This window comes from Nocardioides sp. P4_G10 (genome assembly GCF_056401175.1).
Genome location: NZ_JBFUJV010000006.1, coordinates 85,250 through 104,949, shown reverse-complemented (window position 1 = coordinate 104,949; position 19,700 = coordinate 85,250). Strand labels below are relative to the sequence as shown.

General features: G+C 71.6%; 17 protein-coding genes. 11 read left to right on the top strand and 6 right to left on the bottom strand.

From position 1 onward, the window contains the following. Positions 1-37: 37 nt before the first annotated feature. Positions 38-580 carry a YbaK/EbsC family protein gene (locus AC1DP1_RS09575; protein WP_457189179.1) on the bottom strand — a complete coding sequence of 181 codons (543 nt, stop codon included), beginning with the start codon at positions 578-580 and terminating at the stop codon, positions 38-40. Positions 581-657: 77 nt separating this feature from the next. On the opposite strand from AC1DP1_RS09575, the gene AC1DP1_RS09570 reads away from it, so the two are divergent. From AC1DP1_RS09570 to AC1DP1_RS09560, 3 genes are all read left to right on the top strand, one after another. Continuing rightward, the gene (locus AC1DP1_RS09570) at positions 658-1,665 is read left to right on the top strand and encodes a glycerophosphodiester phosphodiesterase family protein (protein ID WP_477506665.1); all 1,008 of its coding nucleotides are present in this window, start codon (positions 658-660) and stop codon (positions 1,663-1,665) included. Between the two features lie 64 nt (positions 1,666-1,729). Then, a complete protein-coding gene (locus AC1DP1_RS09565) occupies positions 1,730-2,839 on the top strand; it encodes a glycerophosphodiester phosphodiesterase (RefSeq protein ID WP_477506664.1) in 1,110 nt (369 codons plus the stop codon). A gap of 34 nt (positions 2,840-2,873) precedes the next feature. Beyond that, positions 2,874-4,574, top strand: a complete 1,701-nt coding sequence (locus AC1DP1_RS09560) for an aminotransferase class V-fold PLP-dependent enzyme (protein ID WP_457189185.1) — start codon at positions 2,874-2,876, stop codon at positions 4,572-4,574. 84 nt (positions 4,575-4,658) lie between these two features. Here AC1DP1_RS09560 and AC1DP1_RS09555 read toward each other — a convergent pair whose 3' ends face one another. Together AC1DP1_RS09555 and AC1DP1_RS09550 are read right to left on the bottom strand one after the other, a co-directional pair. Next, positions 4,659-4,961 (bottom strand): hypothetical protein, encoded by a 303-nt coding sequence (locus tag AC1DP1_RS09555; RefSeq protein ID WP_477506663.1) that lies wholly within the window; start codon positions 4,959-4,961, stop codon positions 4,659-4,661. 11 nt (positions 4,962-4,972) lie between these two features. Next, positions 4,973-6,214 carry a PspC domain-containing protein gene (locus AC1DP1_RS09550; protein WP_477506662.1) on the bottom strand — a complete coding sequence of 414 codons (1,242 nt, stop codon included), beginning with the start codon at positions 6,212-6,214 and terminating at the stop codon, positions 4,973-4,975. Positions 6,215-6,357: 143 nt separating this feature from the next. Between AC1DP1_RS09550 and AC1DP1_RS09545 the strand changes: the two genes are divergently transcribed. The 6 genes from AC1DP1_RS09545 to pcrA all read left to right on the top strand — a co-directional run bounded on the left by AC1DP1_RS09545 (position 6,358) and on the right by pcrA (position 13,238). Beyond that, positions 6,358-7,737, top strand: a complete 1,380-nt coding sequence (locus tag AC1DP1_RS09545; RefSeq protein ID WP_477506661.1) for a PspC domain-containing protein — start codon at positions 6,358-6,360, stop codon at positions 7,735-7,737. After that, a complete protein-coding gene (locus AC1DP1_RS09540) occupies positions 7,734-8,399 on the top strand; it encodes a LuxR C-terminal-related transcriptional regulator (RefSeq protein WP_477506660.1) in 666 nt (221 codons plus the stop codon). The genes AC1DP1_RS09545 and AC1DP1_RS09540 overlap by 4 nt, the downstream gene beginning before the upstream one ends. Before the next feature lie 100 nt (positions 8,400-8,499). Next, complete coding sequence (locus AC1DP1_RS09535) at positions 8,500-9,927, top strand: APC family permease (RefSeq protein WP_457185942.1); 1,428 nt, start codon at positions 8,500-8,502, stop codon at positions 9,925-9,927. A gap of 1 nt (position 9,928) precedes the next feature. Beyond that, the gene (locus AC1DP1_RS09530) at positions 9,929-10,381 is read left to right on the top strand and encodes a universal stress protein (protein ID WP_457185944.1); all 453 of its coding nucleotides are present in this window, start codon (positions 9,929-9,931) and stop codon (positions 10,379-10,381) included. Positions 10,382-10,397: 16 nt separating this feature from the next. Next, positions 10,398-10,751, top strand: coding sequence for a hypothetical protein (locus tag AC1DP1_RS09525; protein ID WP_477506659.1), 354 nt, complete (start codon positions 10,398-10,400; stop codon positions 10,749-10,751). A gap of 78 nt (positions 10,752-10,829) precedes the next feature. Further along, the gene (pcrA, locus tag AC1DP1_RS09520; RefSeq protein WP_477506658.1) at positions 10,830-13,238 is read left to right on the top strand and encodes a DNA helicase PcrA; all 2,409 of its coding nucleotides are present in this window, start codon (positions 10,830-10,832) and stop codon (positions 13,236-13,238) included. 265 nt (positions 13,239-13,503) lie between these two features. On the opposite strand, the gene AC1DP1_RS09515 is transcribed toward pcrA, so the two are convergent. Both AC1DP1_RS09515 and AC1DP1_RS09510 read right to left on the bottom strand, forming a co-directional pair. Next, positions 13,504-14,271, bottom strand: coding sequence for a M23 family metallopeptidase (locus tag AC1DP1_RS09515; RefSeq protein WP_477506657.1), 768 nt, complete (start codon positions 14,269-14,271; stop codon positions 13,504-13,506). A 219-nt stretch (positions 14,272-14,490) separates the two neighbouring features. Beyond that, on the bottom strand, positions 14,491-15,837 hold the full coding sequence (locus tag AC1DP1_RS09510; protein WP_477506656.1) for a cryptochrome/photolyase family protein: 1,347 nt from the start codon (positions 15,835-15,837) through the stop codon (positions 14,491-14,493). A gap of 130 nt (positions 15,838-15,967) precedes the next feature. Between AC1DP1_RS09510 and sucC the strand changes: the two genes are divergently transcribed. Both sucC and sucD read left to right on the top strand, forming a co-directional pair. Beyond that, on the top strand, positions 15,968-17,137 hold the full coding sequence (gene sucC / locus AC1DP1_RS09505; RefSeq protein ID WP_477506709.1) for an ADP-forming succinate--CoA ligase subunit beta: 1,170 nt from the start codon (positions 15,968-15,970) through the stop codon (positions 17,135-17,137). Between the two features lie 17 nt (positions 17,138-17,154). After that, the gene (gene sucD, locus AC1DP1_RS09500; RefSeq protein WP_457185952.1) at positions 17,155-18,036 is read left to right on the top strand and encodes a succinate--CoA ligase subunit alpha; all 882 of its coding nucleotides are present in this window, start codon (positions 17,155-17,157) and stop codon (positions 18,034-18,036) included. 232 nt (positions 18,037-18,268) lie between these two features. Here the strand turns inward: sucD and AC1DP1_RS09495 are convergent, their stop codons facing one another. Continuing rightward, on the bottom strand, positions 18,269-19,696 hold the full coding sequence (locus tag AC1DP1_RS09495; protein WP_477506655.1) for a hypothetical protein: 1,428 nt from the start codon (positions 19,694-19,696) through the stop codon (positions 18,269-18,271). Positions 19,697-19,700 lie beyond the last annotated feature (4 nt).

Here is a 19,700-nt window from a genome sequence, read left to right as displayed (position 1 = left end):
CAATCGTGACAGTGGGACTGTCACGGTGCAAGGGTGGTCAGCGACCCAGGTCGGGGACCACCTCGGCGCCCGGCAGGTCCGCCAGCACCCGTCCGGGCACCAGCAGCTTGGAGCGACGTACGCCGCTGCCGATCACGACGACGGGCTCGTCGAGCAGCGCGTCGTGCACCAGCACGCGCCACCCGTCGGGGAGCCCGAGCGGGGTGATGCCGCCGTACTCCATGCCGGTCTCGGCGACGGCGCGTTCCATCGAGAGGAAGGACGCCTTGCGCACGTCGAGGATCTTGCGGACCAGCGTGTTGACGTCGGCCCGTGTGTCCGCGCGCACCACGCACGCGGCGATCCGCTCGTCGCCGGCCCGTGCGCCCGCCACCACGACGCAGTTGCCACCCGCCGTCATCGGGATGTCGTACGCCTCGCTCATCGCCGCGGTGTCGGCGAGGTCGGGGTCGATCCCGACCACGGCCACCTCGGCAGCCCCGGGCCACGCGGCGAGCGCGGCGGCGACGGGAGCGGCGACGAGGTCGGGGTGCTCGGTGGCGGGCAGGGACGTCAGGGAGGGGAGGCTCGGGAGCGTCACGCGGTCATCATGCGGCATTCACCCTCACGTCATCGAGGCACCACCGTCCGGTCCCCGTGCTCGGGCAGCGTGGTGCCATGACGGTGACCCGCGAGGCGGTGCACAGGACCTCGTCGTTGGTCCCCACCCCCGCCGTGGTTGCGCACCGCGGCGCCAGCGGGCACCGTCCCGAGCACACCCTCGACGCCTACCGGACCGCCATCCGGATGGGCGTCGACGACATCGAGCTCGACCTCGTCGCCACGCGCGACGGGGTGCTCGTGGCGCGCCACGACCTCGAGCTCAGCGCGACGACCGACGTCGCCGACCGTCCCGGGCTCGCCCACCTGCGCCGCACGCTGGTCGTGGACGGGGCGGAGGAGCACGGCTGGTTCGTCCAGGACCTCGCGCTCGCCGAGCTCAAGACCCTCGCCGCGCGTGAGCGGATGCCCGGCAGCCGGCCGGGCAACGCGGCGTACGACGGTGCGGAGGGCGTGCCGACCCTCACCGAGGTGCTGGCGATGGTCGGCGCAGAGTCGGTCCGGCGGGGCCGCCCGGTGGGGGTGGCGCTCGAGCTCAAGCACGCCGCCCACCACGAGGCGGCCGGCCTCCCGCTGGACGTGCCGCTGCTGCGCGAGCTCGCCCGCCAGGGGCTCGACCACCCGTGGGCGCGGGTGACGCTGATGTCCTTCGAGGCGCCCGTCCTCCGACGGCTGGCCGAGCGGACCCGGCTGCCCGTCGTGCAGCTGCTGGACCGCGGGCACGCCGTGACCCCCGACGAGCTCGACCGCATCGACGAGTACGCCGACGGGCTCGGCGCGCACAGGTCCCTCGTGCTGCCCCGGGACGCGCGTGGAGCGATCGGCGCGCCGTCGTCCCTCGTCCGCGACGCCCATCGCCGCGGCCTCACCGTCCATGCCTGGACCGTCCGCGCGGAGAACCGCTTCCTGCCCACCAACCTGCGCCGCGGGACCGCCCCCGACGCGCTCGGCGACATGGCGGGGGAGGTGCGGGCGCTCCTCGCCGCCGGCGTCGACGGGGTGATCACCGACCACCCCGAGGAGGCGCTGTCGGTGGTGCGCGAGGCGGCGACCGCCGTCGGCTGAGGGTTCACGCGGCGTTCACCACGTCGTCCGCGGCCCGCCGCCCCAGCCCGATTGGCTCGCGGGCATGACCTCTCGGACACGCGCCGGCCTCGGGCTGGCACTCGCCACCGCAACCATCTCCACCCTCGCCCCTGCCCTGACCTCGTCCGCCGCGAACGCCACCGCGGCGCCGGCCGAGGCCGCCGGGCCCTCGCTCGTCGAGCCCGTGCTCGTCGGCCACCGTGGCGCCTCGGGCTACCGGCCCGAGCACACGCTCGCCGCCTACGAGCTCGCCATCGAGCAGGGCGCCGACTACATCGAGCCCGACCTCGTCTCCACCAGGGACGGCGTGCTCGTCGCCCGCCACGAGAACGAGATCGGCGGCACCACCGACGTGGCGGACCACCCCGAGTTCGCCGGCCGCCGCACCACCAAGGCCATCGACGGCCGCCCGGTGACCGGCTGGTTCACCGAGGACTTCACCTACAAGGAGCTGCGCACCCTGCGCGCGAAGGAGCGGCTCCCGCAGGTGCGTCCCGACAACACGGCGTACGACGGCGAGGAGCGGATCCCGACCCTCGACGAGGTGATCAAGCTCGCCCGCCGCGAGGGCGTCGGCATCTACCCCGAGACCAAGCACCCGACCTACTTCGACTCCATCGGCCTCTCGCTGGAGGAGCCGCTCGTCGCGGCGCTGCGCAAGCGCCACTGGGCCGACGCCGACGACCCGGTCATCATCCAGTCCTTCGAGGTGGGCAACCTCCGCCAGCTCGACGCCATGGTCGACGTGCCGCTCGCCCAGCTCGTCGACGCCTCCGGCGGGCCCGCGGACCTGCCGGGCACGACGTACGCCTCGATGGTGACGCCGGCGGGCCTCGCCGCGATCGCGACGTACGCCGACGGGCTGGGCGCCGCGAAGAACCTGGTGCTCCCGCGCGACGCCGCCGGCCGGACCGGTGCGCCGTCGTCGGTGGTGCCTGACGCGCACACCGCCGGCCTCGTCGTGCACGTGTGGACCCTGCGCCGCGAGAACCAGTTCATGGCCACCAACTTCCGCCTCGGCACCGACCCGAACGCGCCCGGCGACCTGGCCGCGGAGGCGCGAGCGTTCCTCGACGCGGGCGTCGACGGGATCTTCAGCGACAACCCGGACGTGGTCGCCGCGGTGATGGACAAGACCACCTCTCAGCGGTGACAGGCAGAGCCTCGCATCGGCGTACGCTCACCCCGTGACGTACGCCGGTGCCGCCCCGACCGCGACCTCGACCGCCCTCCTCGAGCGCATCCGAGCATCGGTGATCGGCGACGACCAGGTGATGGAGGGTCCCTACGGTCCGCGTCGCGTCACCTACGCCGACTACACCGCGTCGGGGCGGAGCCTGACCTTCGTCGAGGACTTCATCCGCCACGAGGTGCTCCCGGCCTACGCCAACACCCACACCGAGGCGAGCGGCACCGGGCTGCAGACGACCCGCCTGCGCGAGGACGCGCGACGGATCATCCGCGACGCGGTGGGCGGCGACGACGAGACTGTCGTCATCTTCTGCGGCTCCGGCAGCACCGCGGCGATCGACAAGATGATCGGCATCCTCGGCCTCCGCATCCCCTGCACGCTCGAGGACCGCCACCACCTGAGCGACGCGATCCCCGCCGACCAGCGCCCGGTCGTCTTCATCGGACCCTTCGAGCACCACTCCAACGAGGTGAGCTGGCGCGAGACCATCGCCGACGTCGTCACCATCCACGAGGACGCCGACGGCCGGGTCTCGCTCGACCACCTCCGCGAGGAGCTGGAGCGCCACGCCGACCGCCCGCTCAAGATCGGCTCGTTCTCCGCGGCCTCCAACGTCACCGGCATCGTCACCGACACCGAGGGCGTCGCCGACCTGCTCCACGAGCACGGGGCCCTCAGCTTCTGGGACTTCGCCGCGTGCGCGCCCTACGTCGACATCGAGATGTACGGCCCCGGCAGCTCGCGCAAGGACGCGATCTTCCTCAGCCCCCACAAGTTCATCGGCGGCCCGGGCACCCCGGGCGTCCTGGTCGTGCGCCGCGAGCTGCTCGCCAACCGGGTGCCGGTCGTGCCGGGCGGCGGGACGGTGATGTACGTCAACCCGACCGAGCACCGCTACCTCGAGGACCCGGCCCACCGCGAGGAGGGCGGCACCCCGGCGATCGTGGAGTCGATCCGCGCGGGGCTGGTCTTCCAGCTCAAGCAGGCCGTCGGCGTGGAGACGATCCAGGCCCACGAGGAGGAGCTGCTGCGCCGCGCGGTCGAGACGTGGGTCGCCGAGCCCGGCATCCAGATCCTCGGCAACCTCGACTCCCAGCGGCTCTCGATCGTCTCCTTCGTCGTCAAGGCGCCCGACGGGACCTACCTCCACCACAACTTCGTCGTCGCGCTCCTCAACGACCTCTTCGGCATCCAGACCCGCGGCGGCTGCTCGTGCGCCGGCCCCTACGGCCACCGGCTGCTCGACATCGACCTCGACCACAGCCTCCGCTTCGAGGCCCAGATCAGGGGCGGCTGCGAGGGCATCAAGCCCGGCTGGGTGCGGGTCAACTTCAACTACTTCGTCGACGAGGAGGTCTTCACCTACGTCGTGGAGGCCGTACGCCTCGTGGCGCGCGAGGGCTGGCGGCTGCTCGGCGACTACCGCTTCGACCCGCTCACCGGCCTGTGGCACCACCGCACCGGCCCGGTCGAGCCGCCGCTGCGCCTCAGCGACGTCACCTACGCCGCCGACGGCTCGATGACCTACCCCCGGCACACGACGACGGCCCCCGTCTCGGTGCTCAGGGAGCACCTCGACGAGGGCCGCGCGATCATGGCCGCCGCGTCTCCACCCGACTGGTCCGACACCGCCCACCTGGGGGCCGACTTCGACGACCTCCGGTGGTTCGCGCTGCCGGCCTGCTCCCTCGACTAAATCACCCCACGACCTTCTTCTTCCCCCGCTGCGCTCCTCCAGAACAACGCCGCGGGGACCCCGATGCCGCCGATGACCGTCGGGTCAGGTTGACCGGCGGCCCGGCCAGACCGTGGCCGCCAGTCCGGCGGCACCGGCCGCCAGCCACGGGATCGGCAGCAACCAGCGGAGCTCGGAGGTGTCGACGACGTCGCCCTGGACGAGCGCCCACACCAGGACCATGCCGGCGAACGCGACGCCCATCACGAGCTGCCCGATGTTGACCGGGTGCAGTCCGGACGGCTTGTCCGGTGCGTCGAGCGGGCCGGTCATCGGCTCGTCGTACGTCGTCTGATAGCTGGTGTCGTAGCCGTAGAGGTCGGAGTAGTCGTTCTCGTTGTCAGTCATGGCAGTGCTCCTCAGGCCGCTTCGCGGACGACGATCTCGCCGCCGACCAGGTCGATGGTGATGGACATGTCCGGGACGTCGTCGCCGCCGTCGACGAACCCGTCCTGGGTGATGTCGAAGCCGTCGCTGCTCTGGTCGAAGACCTGGCTCTGGCCGCCGACGACCTGGGTGTGGACGTCGACGTCCATCCCGTCGGGGACGACCACCTCGACGCGGCCGCCGACCCCGTCGATCGTGAGGTCGCGGCCGTCGAGCCCCTCGACGTCGGAGACGTCCGACAGGTCGAGGGTGAAGCGACCGCCGCCGAACTCGTAGGCCTGGCGGACCTCACCAGCGCTGGTCGGCGCGTAGTAGCGGTCCTGCTCCCCGACGTTGCTGCCGATGGTCGCCGCGGCCGTGCCGAACGCGGCGATGAACCCCAGGAGGATCAGTCCRCCGGCGCGGCCCCAGAAGGAGCCGATGACCAGCACCACGGCGGTGATGCCGAGCGCGAGGGCGGGGTAGGCGCTGTCCGTGACGTCCACCCCGGCCAGGTCGACCACGCCGAGGACGCCCTCGGCCAGCGCGATCAGCGCGAGCGTGAACCAGAACAGGATCGGGCCGCGCTTGCGCGGGTTGCGCGGTCGCCGCGGCTGCTCGTAGGAGCCCCACGGCGCTGCCGGGGGGTAGCCGGTCCCGGGTGCGTAGGCGGGGTCGTACGTCGTGGCGTATTCGGTCGTGTAGTCCGCGGTGTCGCCCGAGGCGGGGTCCGGCACGAGCTGGTCGCCGTACGCCGGCGGCGCGGCGCCGTTGGCCGGGGCGGGCCTCCGCTGCTGCTTGCGGTGGAGGAACCACACGACGAGCCCGACGCCGATCGCCAGCGGCCAGGGGAACCAGAAGGCTCCGGCCCAGTCGCCGAGCGCGGCGAGCAGGGCGAGCACGCCGACGCCGGCGAGGGCGATCGTGCGGCTGCGCTGGTCGAGGCCGAGCGGCTCGTCCGCGGTGCCCTCCTCGGGCACCAGGATCCAGGCGGCGACGTAGAGGAGCAGGCCGGCCCCACCGAAGAACGTCGCGACCACGAGGGCGACGCGGATGATGATCGGGTCGACGTCGAGGTGGCGGGCGATGCCGCCGGCGACGCCGGCCACGTGCCGGTCGGTGACGCTGCGGCGCAGGCGGCCGAGGTCCTTCATCTCGTCGCGGGTGACCCGCGGGCCCGACGGGGGCGGGGTGCCCGGACCGGGCTGCTCGGTGGAGGGGCTGGCGTTGTCCATGCCCCAACTCTCCTCGGCCGGGACGCCCCGCACCATCGGGGACAGCCCTGATCCGGGCCGGGTCGACCGGGGTCCGGGTCAGGGTCGGCTCGGGGTCAGTCCTCATGGTCGGGGGCCTGCGCGCCTGAGACGATGGAGGCACGATGAGCCACCCCACGCCCCCCGCACACCCGGCCGCCCCCGCGGCTGCCCGCCCGCCGCGCCCGGGCGCGCCGCGTCGCGCCTACCGCGACATCTCGGCGCCGATCGCCGGCGGCGTCGCGGCCGGTCTCGCCCGGCACCTCTCGGTGCCGGTGCTGTGGGTGCGCGGCTTCTTCGTGGCAACCGCCTTCCTCGGCGGCTTCGGGCTGATGCTCTACGCCGGCCTGTGGGTATTCCTTCCCGCCGACCAGCACTTCGAGGTCGGCGCCCCCGGCCTCGAGAGCGCGACCCGCACCGGCAAGCGCCCCGGTCGGCGATCGCGCCTGCGTGACGCCGGACCGGCGATCGCCCTGGGGGCCCTGTTCTTCGGCGTGGTCCTCGGCGTCGAGGGGATCTTCGGCCAGGGGGTGCTCTTCTGGCCGGTCGTCCTCGCGGTCGCGGGCATCGGGTTGCTGTGGCGCCAGGCCGACGAGGCCCAGCGTGAGCGCTGGATGGACTCCTCCGGGCGCATCGACCCGTTCCGCGCGATCTTCGGCAGCGGCGGGTGGGCCGCCTACGCCCGGATCGCCGCCGGGCTCGGGCTGATCGTCACCGCCCTCATCGTCTTCGCCGTCGCCGCCGGCCAGGCCACCTTCGCCGTGCCGGTGCTGGTCGCGGGCCTGCTGGGGCTGCTCGGGCTCGCCATCGTCGTCGGCCCGTGGGCCCTGCGCCTCGTCAACGACCTCGGCGCCGAGCGGGCCGAGCGCGTGCGCACCCAGGAGCGCGCCGACATGGCCGCGCACCTGCACGACTCGGTGCTGCAGACGCTGGCGCTGATCCAGAAGAACGCCCACGACTCCACCACCGTCGCCCGCCTCGCGCGGTCCCAGGAGCGTGACCTGCGCCAGTGGCTGTTCGAGGCCGACACCCCCGACGCGACGACCCTCGCGGGAGCGCTGAAGGAGATGGCGGCCGACGTCGAGTCGCAGCACCCGGTGGTCGTCGACGTCGTCACCGTCGGCGACTGCGACCTCGACGAGTCGTTGCGCCCCCTCGTCCTCGCCGCGCGCGAGGCCGTCGTCAACGTCGCCAAGCACGCCGGCACGCAACGCGCCGACGTCTACGCCGAGACCACCGGGGGAGCGGTCGACGTGTTCGTCCGCGACCGCGGCGCCGGCTTCGACCTGGGTGGCGTCGCCGGCGACCGCCACGGCGTCCGCAACAGCATCGTCGACCGGATGGCGCGCCACGGCGGCAGCGCGGACGTACGCTCGGCTCCCGGCGAGGGCACCGAGGTCCGCCTCCACATGCCGCGCACCGGCCACCCCGAGTCACGCCACGAGCCCCACCCCGAGCCCCACCACGAGTCCCACCACGAGTCCCACCACGAGGAGACCCCATGACCCAGGCCATCCCCGAGCGTCCCGTGCGGGTCGTCCTGGTCGACGACCACGCGATGTTCCGCGCGGGGGTCCGCGCCGAGCTCGCCGCCAGCGGAGCGGGTGTGGTCGAGGTCGTGGGCGAGGCGGCCGACGCCGATGCGGCCATCGCGGTCGTGCGCGAGCAGCAGCCCCATGTCGTCCTGCTCGACGTGCACCTGCCCGGCGGGGGAGGGGTGGAGGTCATGCGGCGCCAGCCCTCGCCCGACACGCTCTACCTCGCCCTGTCGGTCTCCGACGCCGCCGAGGACGTCATCGRCACCATCCGCGGGGGCGCGCGCGGCTACGTCACCAAGACCATCACCGGCCCCGAGCTCGTCGACGCGATCACCCGCGTCTCCGGGGGAGACGCAGTGTTCTCGCCGCGGCTGGCCGGCTTCGTGCTCGACGCCTTCGCCGGGTCGATCGACGTCGCCGCCGTCGACGAGGACCTCGACCGGCTCACCGAGCGCGAGCGGGAGGTGATGCGGCTGATCGCTCGCGGCTACGCCTACAAGGAGGTCGCGAAGGAGCTGTTCATCTCGGTCAAGACCGTGGAGACACACATGTCGTCGGTGCTCCGCAAGCTCCAGCTCTCCAGTCGTCACGAGCTGACGAAGTGGGCCTCCGACCGACGCCTGCTCTGAGGCGCGCACCGCGCCCGTCCGGGTGGGCGTCGATTGACAACGCCGCGCAGAACCTGTGGGGTCGGGGCACATCCCCACCCCTCTCGGGAAGCGAGGCACGATGGCTGACGCCGCCACCATCCCGCACCAGGACGAGGAGGACGGCGAGCTCAAGCGCTCCATCACCGGACGCCTCCTCTTCTTCTACACGCTCGGAGACGTGCTGGGGTCGGGCATCTACGTCCTCATCGGCCTCGTCGCCGCGGCCGTCGGAGGCGCGTTCTGGATCGCCTTCGCGCTGGGCGTCACCGTCGCGGCCATCACCGGGGCGGCGTACGCCGAGCTGGTCACCAAGTACCCCCAGGCCGCCGGCGCCTCGCTCTACGTCAACAAGGCCTTCGGCAACCGGCCGCTGACGTTCCTGGTCACCGTCTCGTTCCTGGCCGCCAGCATGGCGGCGTCGGGATCGCTGGCGGTCGGCTTCGCCTCCTACTTCGACACCCTGTGGTCCGGTCCGCCGGCGCTGCTGGTGTCGCTGGTGTTCGTGGCGCTGCTCGTCGTCGTCAACTTCATCGGCATCACCGAGTCGGTGTGGATGAACATGCTGATGACCTTCGTCGAGGTCGCGGGCCTGCTGATCGTGCTGGTCATCGGCATCGTCTACATCTTCCAGGGCAACGCGGACTTCGGTGTGCTGACCCAGATCGACACCAGCGGCGACTACGGCAGCCCGGCCCTCGCCGTGCTGGCCGGCATCTCGTTCTCCTTCTTCGCGATGACCGGCTTCGAGAACACCGCCAACGTCGCCGAGGAGACCATCGACCCCTACAAGTCGTTCCCGCGCTCGCTCGTCGGCGGCATGGTGGTGGCCGGCCTGGTCTACGTGCTCGTCTCGATGGCCGCGGCCCTCACCGTGCCGGTCGAGACGTTGGCGAACTCCGACGCTGCGCTGCTCGAGGTCGTCAAGCAGGGGATCCTGCCGTTCTCCACCGAGTTCATGACGAAGCTCTTCTCCGTCATCGCACTGATTGCGATCACCAACACCACGCTCGTGACGATCGTGACGCAGCCGCGCGTGCTCTACGGCATGGCCCGCGAGGACGTCGTGCCCGGGATCTTCGCCAAGATCCACCCGGTCCGCCGCAGCCCCTGGGTCGGCCTGATCTTCTCGGGCGCCGTGGTGGGGTCCCTGCTGGTGATCGGCACCCTCGTGACCGAGGCCGGCGGCGGCATCGACCTGGTCGGCCGGCTCGCCACGGTGACCGTGGTGCTGCTCCTGGCGATCTACGCGATCGTGATCGTGGCGTGCCTCAGGCTGCGCGGCCAGGACGAGGAGAACCCGTTCTTCCGCGCCAACACCCCGTTGCTGTTCGTCGGCCTCGTGGGCAACCTCGCGATCCTCTACTTCACGATCTACGACGACCCGCACTCGCTCATCTGGTGCGCCGGGCTCCTCGGCGTCGGCCTGGTCCTGTTCCTCGCCGAGTACTTCTTCGGCAGCAAGGGCACCGGGTCGCGGACCCCCGACCTCGACAGCCAGGAGGCCTGACATGCACGTCATCGTCGCCACGGACGGCTCCCGCCAGTCGCTGGCCGCAGCCAAGCACCTGAAGTCGTTCGCCGATCCCACCAAGGTCACCGAGATCTCCGTCGTCGCGGTGATCCGGCCGCTGGCCTCGGTGGCGTTCGCCGACGACCTGTCCGAGGACGGGTTCGACGGGTCGTTCCGCGACGCCGCGCAGAGCGCCGTGGACACGATCGCGGCCGTGTTCGACGGCTGGGGACCCAAGGTCAACAAGCGCATCCGCAGCGGATCGGCAGCCAACGAGATCATCAAGGCCGCCAAGCAGTACGACGCGGGGCTGGTCGTGGTCGCGGCGGGCGGGCGCGGGCTCAGCGACAGCGTCCTCGTCGGCAGCACCGCCCAGCGCGTGCAGCACTACGCACCCTGCCCGGTGCTCGTCGTACGCCCCGCACCCAAGCCGAGGAAGCGCCGCTCCTGATCGTTAGGGTGTCCGCATGGAGACCCTGCGGCTGGTGCTGCTCTTCGTCCACATCCTCGGTTACGCCGCCCTCCTCGGAGGCCTCCTCGTGCAGGTGCGCGACGACACGAAGAGCGTGAACCCGCTGATGCGCGACGGCGCCGGGACGGCCTTCGTCGCCGGCCTGCTGCTCGTCGGCGTGCTCGAGAACCTCGGCTCGCCCGACCACGCCAAGATCGGCGTGAAGTTCGCCATCGGCCTGGTGATCCTGGTGCTCGTGATGGTCAACATGCGCAAGCCGAGCATCCCGCAGGGCCTCTACCTCGGCCTGCTCGCGCTGACGATCGCCAACATCGCGGTGGCGGTCTTCTGGTCGCCCGTGCACGCCTGACCGACGCCGACCGGGCCCCCACCGGGGCTGACCGGGGCTGACCGGTCTGTCGCACCCGGCGCATAGGCTGGGGGCGACATGAGCCCCATTGACGCACCGGCCGACCAGGCCCTCTTCGAGCACCGCGACCACCCGCTCCTCGACGGGCTCAACGAGCCCCAGCGGGCCGCTGTGACGCACGCCGGTGCCCCGCTGCTCGTGGTCGCCGGCGCGGGCTCGGGCAAGACCCGGGTCCTGACGCGTCGCATCGCCTGGCTGATCAACGAGCGCAAGGCGCACCCGGGCTCGATCCTGGCGATCACCTTCACCAACAAGGCCGCGGCCGAGATGAAGGAGCGCGTCGAGGCCCTCGTCGGCAAGCGGGCCCGGATCATGTGGGTCTCGACCTTCCACTCCGCCTGCGTCCGGATCCTCCGCAAGGAGATCGACCGGGTGGGCTTCAAGTCCAACTTCTCGATCTACGACGCGGCCGACTCCAAGCGGCTGATGACGTTGGTGCTGCGCGACCTCGAGCTCGACCCGAAGAAGTACCAGCCCAATGCGGTGCTCCACTGGGTCTCGGACCAGAAGAACGAGCTGCGCGACGCGGAGGACGCCGCCAAGGAGGCGCGCAACTCCTTCGAGGAGGCCTACGCCAAGGCGTTCAGCAACTACCAGCGCCGGCTGCGCGAGGCCAACGCCCTCGACTTCGACGACCTGATCATGACCACCGTCCACCTGCTGCAGGCCTTCCCCGACGTGCGGGAGAACTACCGCCGCCGGTTCCGCCACGTGCTCGTCGATGAATACCAGGACACCAACCACGCGCAGTACAGCCTGATCCAGCAGCTGTGCGGCCAGTCCTTCGAGATCGACACTGCGCTGGAAGAACAGGGCGCGGAGGCAGCGGAGCGTGTCGAGCCGAGCGAGCTGATGGTGGTCGGTGACGCCGACCAGTCGATCTACGCCTTCCGGGGCGCCGACATCCGCAACATCATGGACTTCGAGCAGGACTTCCCCGACGCCACCACGATCCTGCTGGAGCAGAACTACCGCTCGACGCAGACCATCCTGTCCGCCGCGAACTCGGTCATCGGCAACAACCGCGGCCGCAAGCCGAAGCGGCTGTGGACCGACGCAGGGGCGGGCGAGCGGATCGTCGGCTACGTCTCCGACGACGAGCACGACGAGGCCCGGTTCGTCAGCGAGGAGATCGACAAGCTCACCGACGACGCCGGCGTACGCCCTGCCGACGTCGCCGTCTTCTACCGCACCAACGCCCAGTCACGCGTCTTCGAGGAGGTGTTCATCCGCACCGGCCAGCCCTACAAGGTCGTCGGCGGGGTGCGCTTCTACGAGCGCAAGGAGGTCCGCGACGCGCTGGCCTACCTCCGGATGCTGGTCAACACCGCCGACGAGATCTCACTGCGTCGGGTGCTCAACACCCCCAAGCGCGGCATCGGCGAGCGGGCCGAGGCCTGCATCGCCGCCCTCGCGGACCGCGACCGGATCACCTTCTGGGAGGCGCTGACGCGGGCGGCAGACGCCCCGGGCCTGGCCACCCGCAGCCTGAAGAACATCGAGGCGTTCGTCGCGATCATCCAGGAGCTGCAGTCGATGGTCGAGGCCGACGAGCGCCCCGACGTCATCCTCGAGTCCGTGCTCGAGCGCTCGGGCTACCTCACCGAGCTCGAGGCGAGCGACGACCCGCAGGACGGCACCCGCGTGGAGAACCTCGCCGAGCTCGTCGCGGTCGCCCGCGAGTTCGCCGAGGACCCGCAACCGGGGCCGAGCGCCGACCCGGCGGAGGTCGAGGCCGGCACGGTCGCCGTCGGTCTCGGCGACTTCCTCGAGCGGGTCGCCCTGGTCGCCGACGCCGACCAGATCCCCGACTCGCCCGACGGCGACGACACCGGGGTCGTCACGTTGATGACGCTCCACACGGCGAAGGGCCTCGAGTTCCCGGTCGTCTTCCTCACCGGCCTGGAGGACGGCGTCTTCCCCCACCAGCGCTCGCTCGGCGACCAGCCCGAGCTCGAGGAGGAGCGCCGCCTCGCCTACGTCGGCCTCACCCGTGCGCAGAGCCGCCTCTACATCTCCCGGGCCCTCGTCCGCTCCGCGTGGGGCGCGCCCAGCCACAACCCTGCCAGCCGCTTCCTCGACGAGCTCCCGGTCGACCTCGTCGACTGGCGCCGCACTGCCGCCGAGCAGACCCGCTGGGGCCGCAGCGACCTCAGCGGCGGCTCCACGCGCCTCGGCGTCCCCACCGACGCCGGCCGCCGCAACTTCAGCTCCGCCGCCCTCCGCGCCGACGCCGCCTCCAAGGCCAAGCCCGCCCGCGAGATCCCAAGCCTCTCCCCGGGCGACCGGGTGGCCCACGACTCCTTCGGCCTGGGCACCGTCGTCGCCGTCGAGGGCGCGGCCGAGAAGTCCGTGGCCTCCATCGACTTCGGCTCCGAGGGCGTCAAGCGCCTCCTCCTCCGCTACGCGCCGGTCGAGAAGCTCTGAGGCTGGTACGCCGCACCTGGCGGTGAGTCAGCCACGTTCCAGGGCGCCGAGATGTGGCTCAGGCACCGCTGGCGCGCATGTCGGCGTACGACGCACCGCTGGGCGTCGCGCTCGCCGCGGTTTCGTTCCTCAGCCGCGCGTCGAGCGACTCAGGTGGTTACCCGCACTGATCAACGAGATCTCGATACGCGCCGTCGCGACCTCGCAAGCTCGGTCGCGGGCGCTACTCGATCTCCCCTGACTGCCGACGCGCTCCGCGCGTCGGTCAGGGGACGATGCCGTGCTCGACGAACGCCTGGAAGGGGTCGACCGGGCCGCCGCCGCCGGGGCGCACCTCGAGGTGGAGGTGGGAGCCGGTGACGTTGCCGGTGGCGCCGACGGTGCCGATGTTCTCGCCGCCGTTGACGCGGTCGCCGACGGAGACGTAGATCGCGGTCTGGTGGCAGTACCAGATCTCGGTGCCGTCATCGAGGGTGACGACGGTCTTGTTGCCGTAGGCCCCGTCGTAGCCGGTCTCGGTGACGGTGCCGTTGGCGATCGCCAGGATCGGGTCACCGGAGTCACCGTTGAAGTCGAGGCCGGTGTGGTAGCTGGCCCAGAGGCCGTACTGGCCGAAGGTGGCGGTGATGCCGTAGTGCGCGAGGGGGAGAACCCACTTGTTCTCCTTGATCTTCGCCGCCTGCTTCTCCGCGGCGTTGCGCATCTCCTGGAGCTTGGCGGCCCGCTCGGCCATCTGCTTCTCGGCGAGCGCGACGAGCTCGGGGTCGGTCTCCTCGTTGCCCGAGTCGCGGGTGTGGTCGCGGCTCACGACGACGCCGCGGCGGGAGATCGCCTGGCCGGCGACCGAGCCGATGGCCTGCGTGGCCTCGACCGCGGAACCCGTCGAGGTCAGCGTGGTGACGCCCGAGCCGGACCCGCTGAGGGCAGCGCCGGCGGAGACCGCCAGCACGGCGACACCGGCGACGAGGGGCAGGGACGGGAGCCGGACCACGGAGCGTCGAGGCGGCGTGGAGGCACGTCGCTTGCCGCTCATGGGTGCAGGCGTTGCCGAGGTGCGTCGCTGGGGAGCGCGCTCCGCTCGGTGGTTGCCCATGGAGGAGTTACCAATCTGCCGGGTCGTCAGGGGGGTCGGGTCGGCTAGACCGCGCACGACTGTAACGGAAGGATCACGGGAAAGTGCAACCCTCGACCAAATAAGTTCATGTACCCCGCTGGGCGGCCGATAAACGGACGCTGCGAGGTGACGCAGCCCTCAGCCGCGCGCCGCCTGGTAGCGCTCGAGCGCCTCTCGGCGCTCGTCGGCGTGGTCGACGATGCGCAGGGGGTAGTCCTTCTCGTAGCCCACGTCGGACTTCCACGGCTCGTGGGCCGCCTTGCCCGGCAGGTGCTCCAGCTCGGGCACCCAGCGGCGTACGTAGTCGCCCTGCGGGTCGAACTTGAGCCCCTGCGTCACGGGGTTGAACACGCGGAAGTAGGGCGACGCGTCGGTCCCGGTGCCGGCCACCCATTGCCACCCGTGGTTGTTGGAGGCCACGTCGCCGTCGATCAGCAGGTCGAGGAAGTGCCGCGCCCCGACCGGCCACCACACGTGCAGGTCCTTGGTGAGGAAGGAGGCGGTGATCATGCGCACCCGGTTGTGCATCCACCCGGTGTGCATCAGCTGGCGCATCCCGGCGTCCACGATCGGGTAGCCGGTGGTGCCGGTGCGCCACGCCTCGATCGCGTCGTCGGGGTCGTCGTACGTCATCCCCTCCAGCGCGGGCTTGAGGTCCGACCACGCCGAGGACGGCTCGTGCCACAGCACGTCGGCGTAGAAGTCGCGCCACGCCAGCTCGGTGGCGTACGTCGATGTGTGGGGGACCTCGGCGAGGAGCGAGCGCGGGTGGAGCACCCCGAGGTGGAGGTAGGGCGAGAGCCGCGAGGTGCCGTCGTGGTCGGGGCGGTTGCGCTCGTCCCCGTAGTCGCGCAGGCCGTCGTCGCGGAAGGACCTCCAGCGTCGCCAGGCGGCGTCCTCGCCGGCGCCGGGCAGCTCGAACGGCGCCCGGGCCACCGCCTCCTCCATCAGGTCCAGTGCTGCCTGGTCGGAGTCGGCCGGCTCGAGGTCGGGGGAGCGCGGCGTGTGGGCGGGCTCGGACCAGCCGTGCTCGCGCCAGGCGCGGGCGAATGCGCTGAACACCTGGTAGGGCCCGCCGCTGCCGTTGCGGACCAGTCCCGGCCCCACGGCGTACGGCGACCCGGTCGCGACGAGCTCGACCTGCTCGGCCACGGCCGTGTCGCGGCGCCGGCCGTACGGCGTCGTCTCGGCGGCGACGTGCACCCGCCGCCCGTCGGCCACCTGCGTCACGACCTCGCGGGGGTCACCGTGGCGGATGGTCAGCGGGATGCGGTCGGCGAGCGCGAGCACGTTGGCGGCCAGCCATGCCCTGCGCGCCGGGCCCGCCGTGGCCCAGATGGCCGGGTCGACGACGAAGAGCGCGGTCGTCGACCCCTCCTCGAGCGCGGCGAGGAGGGCCGGGTTGTCGCGCACCCGCAGGTCGCGACGGAACCACATCACCGCTGAGGTCGCGCCCCGGTTCGGGCCTCGCTGGGGGGTGGGCATGCTCCTCAACCTAGCCCGGGAGTGAGCACCACCACGCTCACCCGATCTCGCCCGACCCCGCTCGGAGGTCTAGGGTGCCGAGAGGGATTTCCCCCGCACTGTTCGCAGACGAAAAGGAATGGTCACTCTCGTGGACCTGATGGAGTTTCAGGCGAAGGAGCTTTTCGCCAAGCATGGAGTAGCGACCACCCTGGGTGTCGTCGCCGAGACCCCGGAGGCCGCGCGAGCCGCCGCCGAGGAGATGGGCGGCGTGACCGTCGTCAAGGCCCAGGTCAAGGCCGGCGGCCGTGGCAAGGCCGGCGGCGTGAAGATCGCCAGGACCGCTGACGAGGCCGAGTCCTACGCCCGCGACATCATCGGCATGGAGATCAAGGGCCTGCGCGTCAACCGCGTCCTGGTGACGCCGGCGACGCCGCCGGTGGAGGAGTACTACTTCTCCTTCCTGCTCGACCGATCCAACCGCTCGCACCTGTGCATCGCATCGGTCGAGGGCGGCGTGGAGATCGAGGAGGTCGCCAAGACCAACCCCGACGCCGTCAAGCAGATCCGCATCGACGCCCTCGAGGGCGTGACGCCGGAGAAGGCTGCCGCGATCGTCGACGAGGCCAAGTTCCCCGCCGCGCTGCGCGACCAGGCCATCGAGATGGTCCAGAAGCTGTGGAAGGTCTACGTCGAGGAGGACGCCACCCTCGTCGAGGTCAACCCGCTCGCGCGCCTGGAGGGCGACAAGCTCGAGGCGCTCGACGGCAAGGTGTCGCTCGACGACAACGCCTCCGAGGTCCGCCACCCCGACCACGAGCAGTTCGAGATCCGCGAGGAGGCCGACCCGCTCGAGGCGAAGGCCAAGGACAAGGGCCTCAACTACGTCAAGCTCGACGGCCAGGTCGGCATCATCGGCAACGGCGCGGGTCTCGTGATGAGCACCCTCGACGTCGTCGCGTACGCCGGTGAGGCGCACGGCGGCGTGAAGCCCGCCAACTTCCTCGACATCGGCGGCGGCGCCAACGCCCAGGTGATGGCCGACGGCCTCGACGTGATCCTCAACGACGAGCAGGTCAAGAGCGTCTTCGTCAACGTCTTCGGTGGCATCACCGCCTGCGACGAGGTCGCCAACGGCATCAAGGGTGCGCTGGAGATCCTCGGCGACGAGGCCTCCAAGCCCCTCGTCGTCCGCCTCGACGGCAACAACGTCGAGGAGGGTCGTCGCATCCTCGACGAGCTCAACCACCCGCTGGTCACCCAGGTCGACACGATGGACGGCGCGGCCGACAAGGCCGCCGAGCTCGCCCACCAGGCCTGAGAGAGAGAACTGAACAGATGAGCATCTACCTCAACAAGGACTCCAAGATCATCGTCCAGGGCATGACGGGCGGCATGGGTGCCAAGCACACCACCCTCATGGTCGAGTCGGGCGCCAACATCGTCGGCGGCGTCAACGCCCGCAAGGCCGGCACGAAGGTCGAGCTGGGCGGCAAGGAGCTCCCCGTCTTCGGCACCGTCGAGGAGGCCATGAAGGAGACCGGCGCCAACGTGTCCGTCGCCTTCGTCCCGCCCGCGTTCACCAAGGACGCCGCGATCGAGGCCATCGACGCCGAGATCCCGCTCCTCGTCGTGATCACCGAGGGCGTCCCCGTCCTCGACACCGCCGAGATCGTGCAGTACCTCGAGGGCAAGTCCACCCGGATGATCGGCCCCAACTGCCCCGGCATCATCACGCCGGAGGAGTCGCTGGCCGGCATCACCCCGCACACCATCGCGGGCAAGGGCCCCATCGGCCTCGTGTCGAAGTCGGGCACGCTGACCTACCAGATGATGTACGAGCTGAAGGACTACGGCTTCACCACCGCGATCGGCATCGGCGGTGACCCGATCATCGGCACCACCCACATCGACGCGCTCGAGGCCTTCGAGAACGACCCGGAGACCAAGGCGATCGTGATGATCGGCGAGATCGGCGGAGACGCCGAGGAGCGGGCCGCGGCCTACATCAAGGAGCACGTGACCAAGCCGGTCGTCGGCTACGTCGCCGGCTTCACCGCTCCCGAGGGCAAGACCATGGGCCACGCCGGCGCCATCGTGTCGGGCTCCTCGGGCACCGCCCAGGCGAAGAAGGAGGCCCTCGAGGCCGCCGGGGTCAAGGTCGGCAAGACGCCGTCGGAGACCGCTGAGCTGATGCGGGCCGTCCTGAAGGAGATCTAGTCCTCAGGCGCTCTGGTCCAGAGCACTTTCCAGACGGCCTCGCAGGTCCACCTGCGGGGCCGTCGTGGATTTCGCGTGCCGGTCGTGGCGGGTCGGGGGGTGGGCCTCCCACAGCAGACGCCACACGACGTGGGCGCCCAGCAGGCGCACCGGCGCGACGGCGGTCAGCCGTCGCGGGGACGGCAGGGTCGGGCAGGCCGAGCTGGCCAGCGTCGATGGAATGGACATGGTTCTAGCACCCCGTTTTCGTGAACGCGCACATCGACTGGACGATCTGGTTGGTGGTCCCCGTGACCTCGTCGGCCTGTCGGTCCAGTGACGCGAGCGAGCCCTCACCGTACGTCTGGACCATCAGTCGTGCCGAACCGACGCGGGTCACCTGGAAGACCGAGCTGCCGAGCCCGTCGGCGTACGTCAGGCCCATCGTCACCGTGTCGTAGCCGGTGTCGCGGGGCAGGACGGTCCACACCTGGTTGCCGGAGCGCCGGCAGTCGCGGGCGGCCCTACGGACCTCCGTCATGGCCTCCACTGCCGCGCCGGCGTCGGCGTGGACGACGAGCTCGCGCCCGTCGTAGTACTCCGGGCCGAGCACGAAGGAGTGGAGGTGGCGGGTGCTCGCCGCGTCGGCGGCAGGCCAGACGTCGCGGCCGCACATCTCGACCGGGTCCATGCCCACGTCGTCCGTGGGTGACGTGACGGCGTTGTCGCCGCCGTCCTCGGGCAGGCCGACGTCGAGCGGGAAGTCCGCCGGGATCTCGGTGGGCTCGGGGGCCTCGGTGGGCTCAGGGGTCTCGGGTGTCCCGGTCGGGTCGGTCGTCGGAGTCGACGACGGCGGCGCCGATGGCGCGGGTGAAGGCGGGGAGGACGGGGGAGCGGATGGTGACGGCGTGGTGGGGGACTCGGAGGGGGGCTCGGTCGGAGTCGTGCTCGGCGTCTCGGTCGGTGCCTCGGTCGGGACCGGCGTGGCCGACGGGAGCTCCCCGAACATCGCCAGTGCGTCGACCGTGCTCCGCAGCGGCGCGACGGTCGCGTCGACGGCGTCGCGGGCGCGCTCGCGGGTCCACCGCCCGTACGTCGACGTGACGAGGAGCGCGGCTCCGACGGGCACCACGTGCACGATGGTCGCTCCTGTGCCGGGCTCACCGTCGAAGCTGTAGGTCTGCAGCAGCGTGGTGGCCGGCCCGGGACCGAACGGCGACGCCAGCAGCTCGGTGCGGGTCTCCATGTCGCGGCTGGCGTCGGGCTCGGCGCAGTCCGCGACGAGGCCGGCCAGGCGGGCGGCGAGGCGGCGCGCGTCGTCGGGAGCCCCGAGGACCAGCAGCTCGCGGGTGTCGGCGGACTCGCCGCCGCTGTTGTCGGCCACCATCCGGTCACGGGTGCCCAGTCCGCGCAGCGGGGAAGTGCCGCACAGCTCGAGGTCACGCAGGCCGGTGCCGCTCCGGGAGGTCGGGACGGTGTCGGCGGGACCGCCCATGCCCGAGGACAGCGGGAAGTCGTCGGGGATCGCGGTGCCCGGGTTCGTCCCGTCGCTCGCCGACGCGACGGAGCCGTCCGAGGAGCCACCTGTCGTCGGTCCGCCCGCCGACTGGTCCCCGCACCCGGCGGCGAGCGCGAGGGTGCAGGCCAGCGCGGCGGTGACGAGCCGTGCGCGGTGCCTCATGACC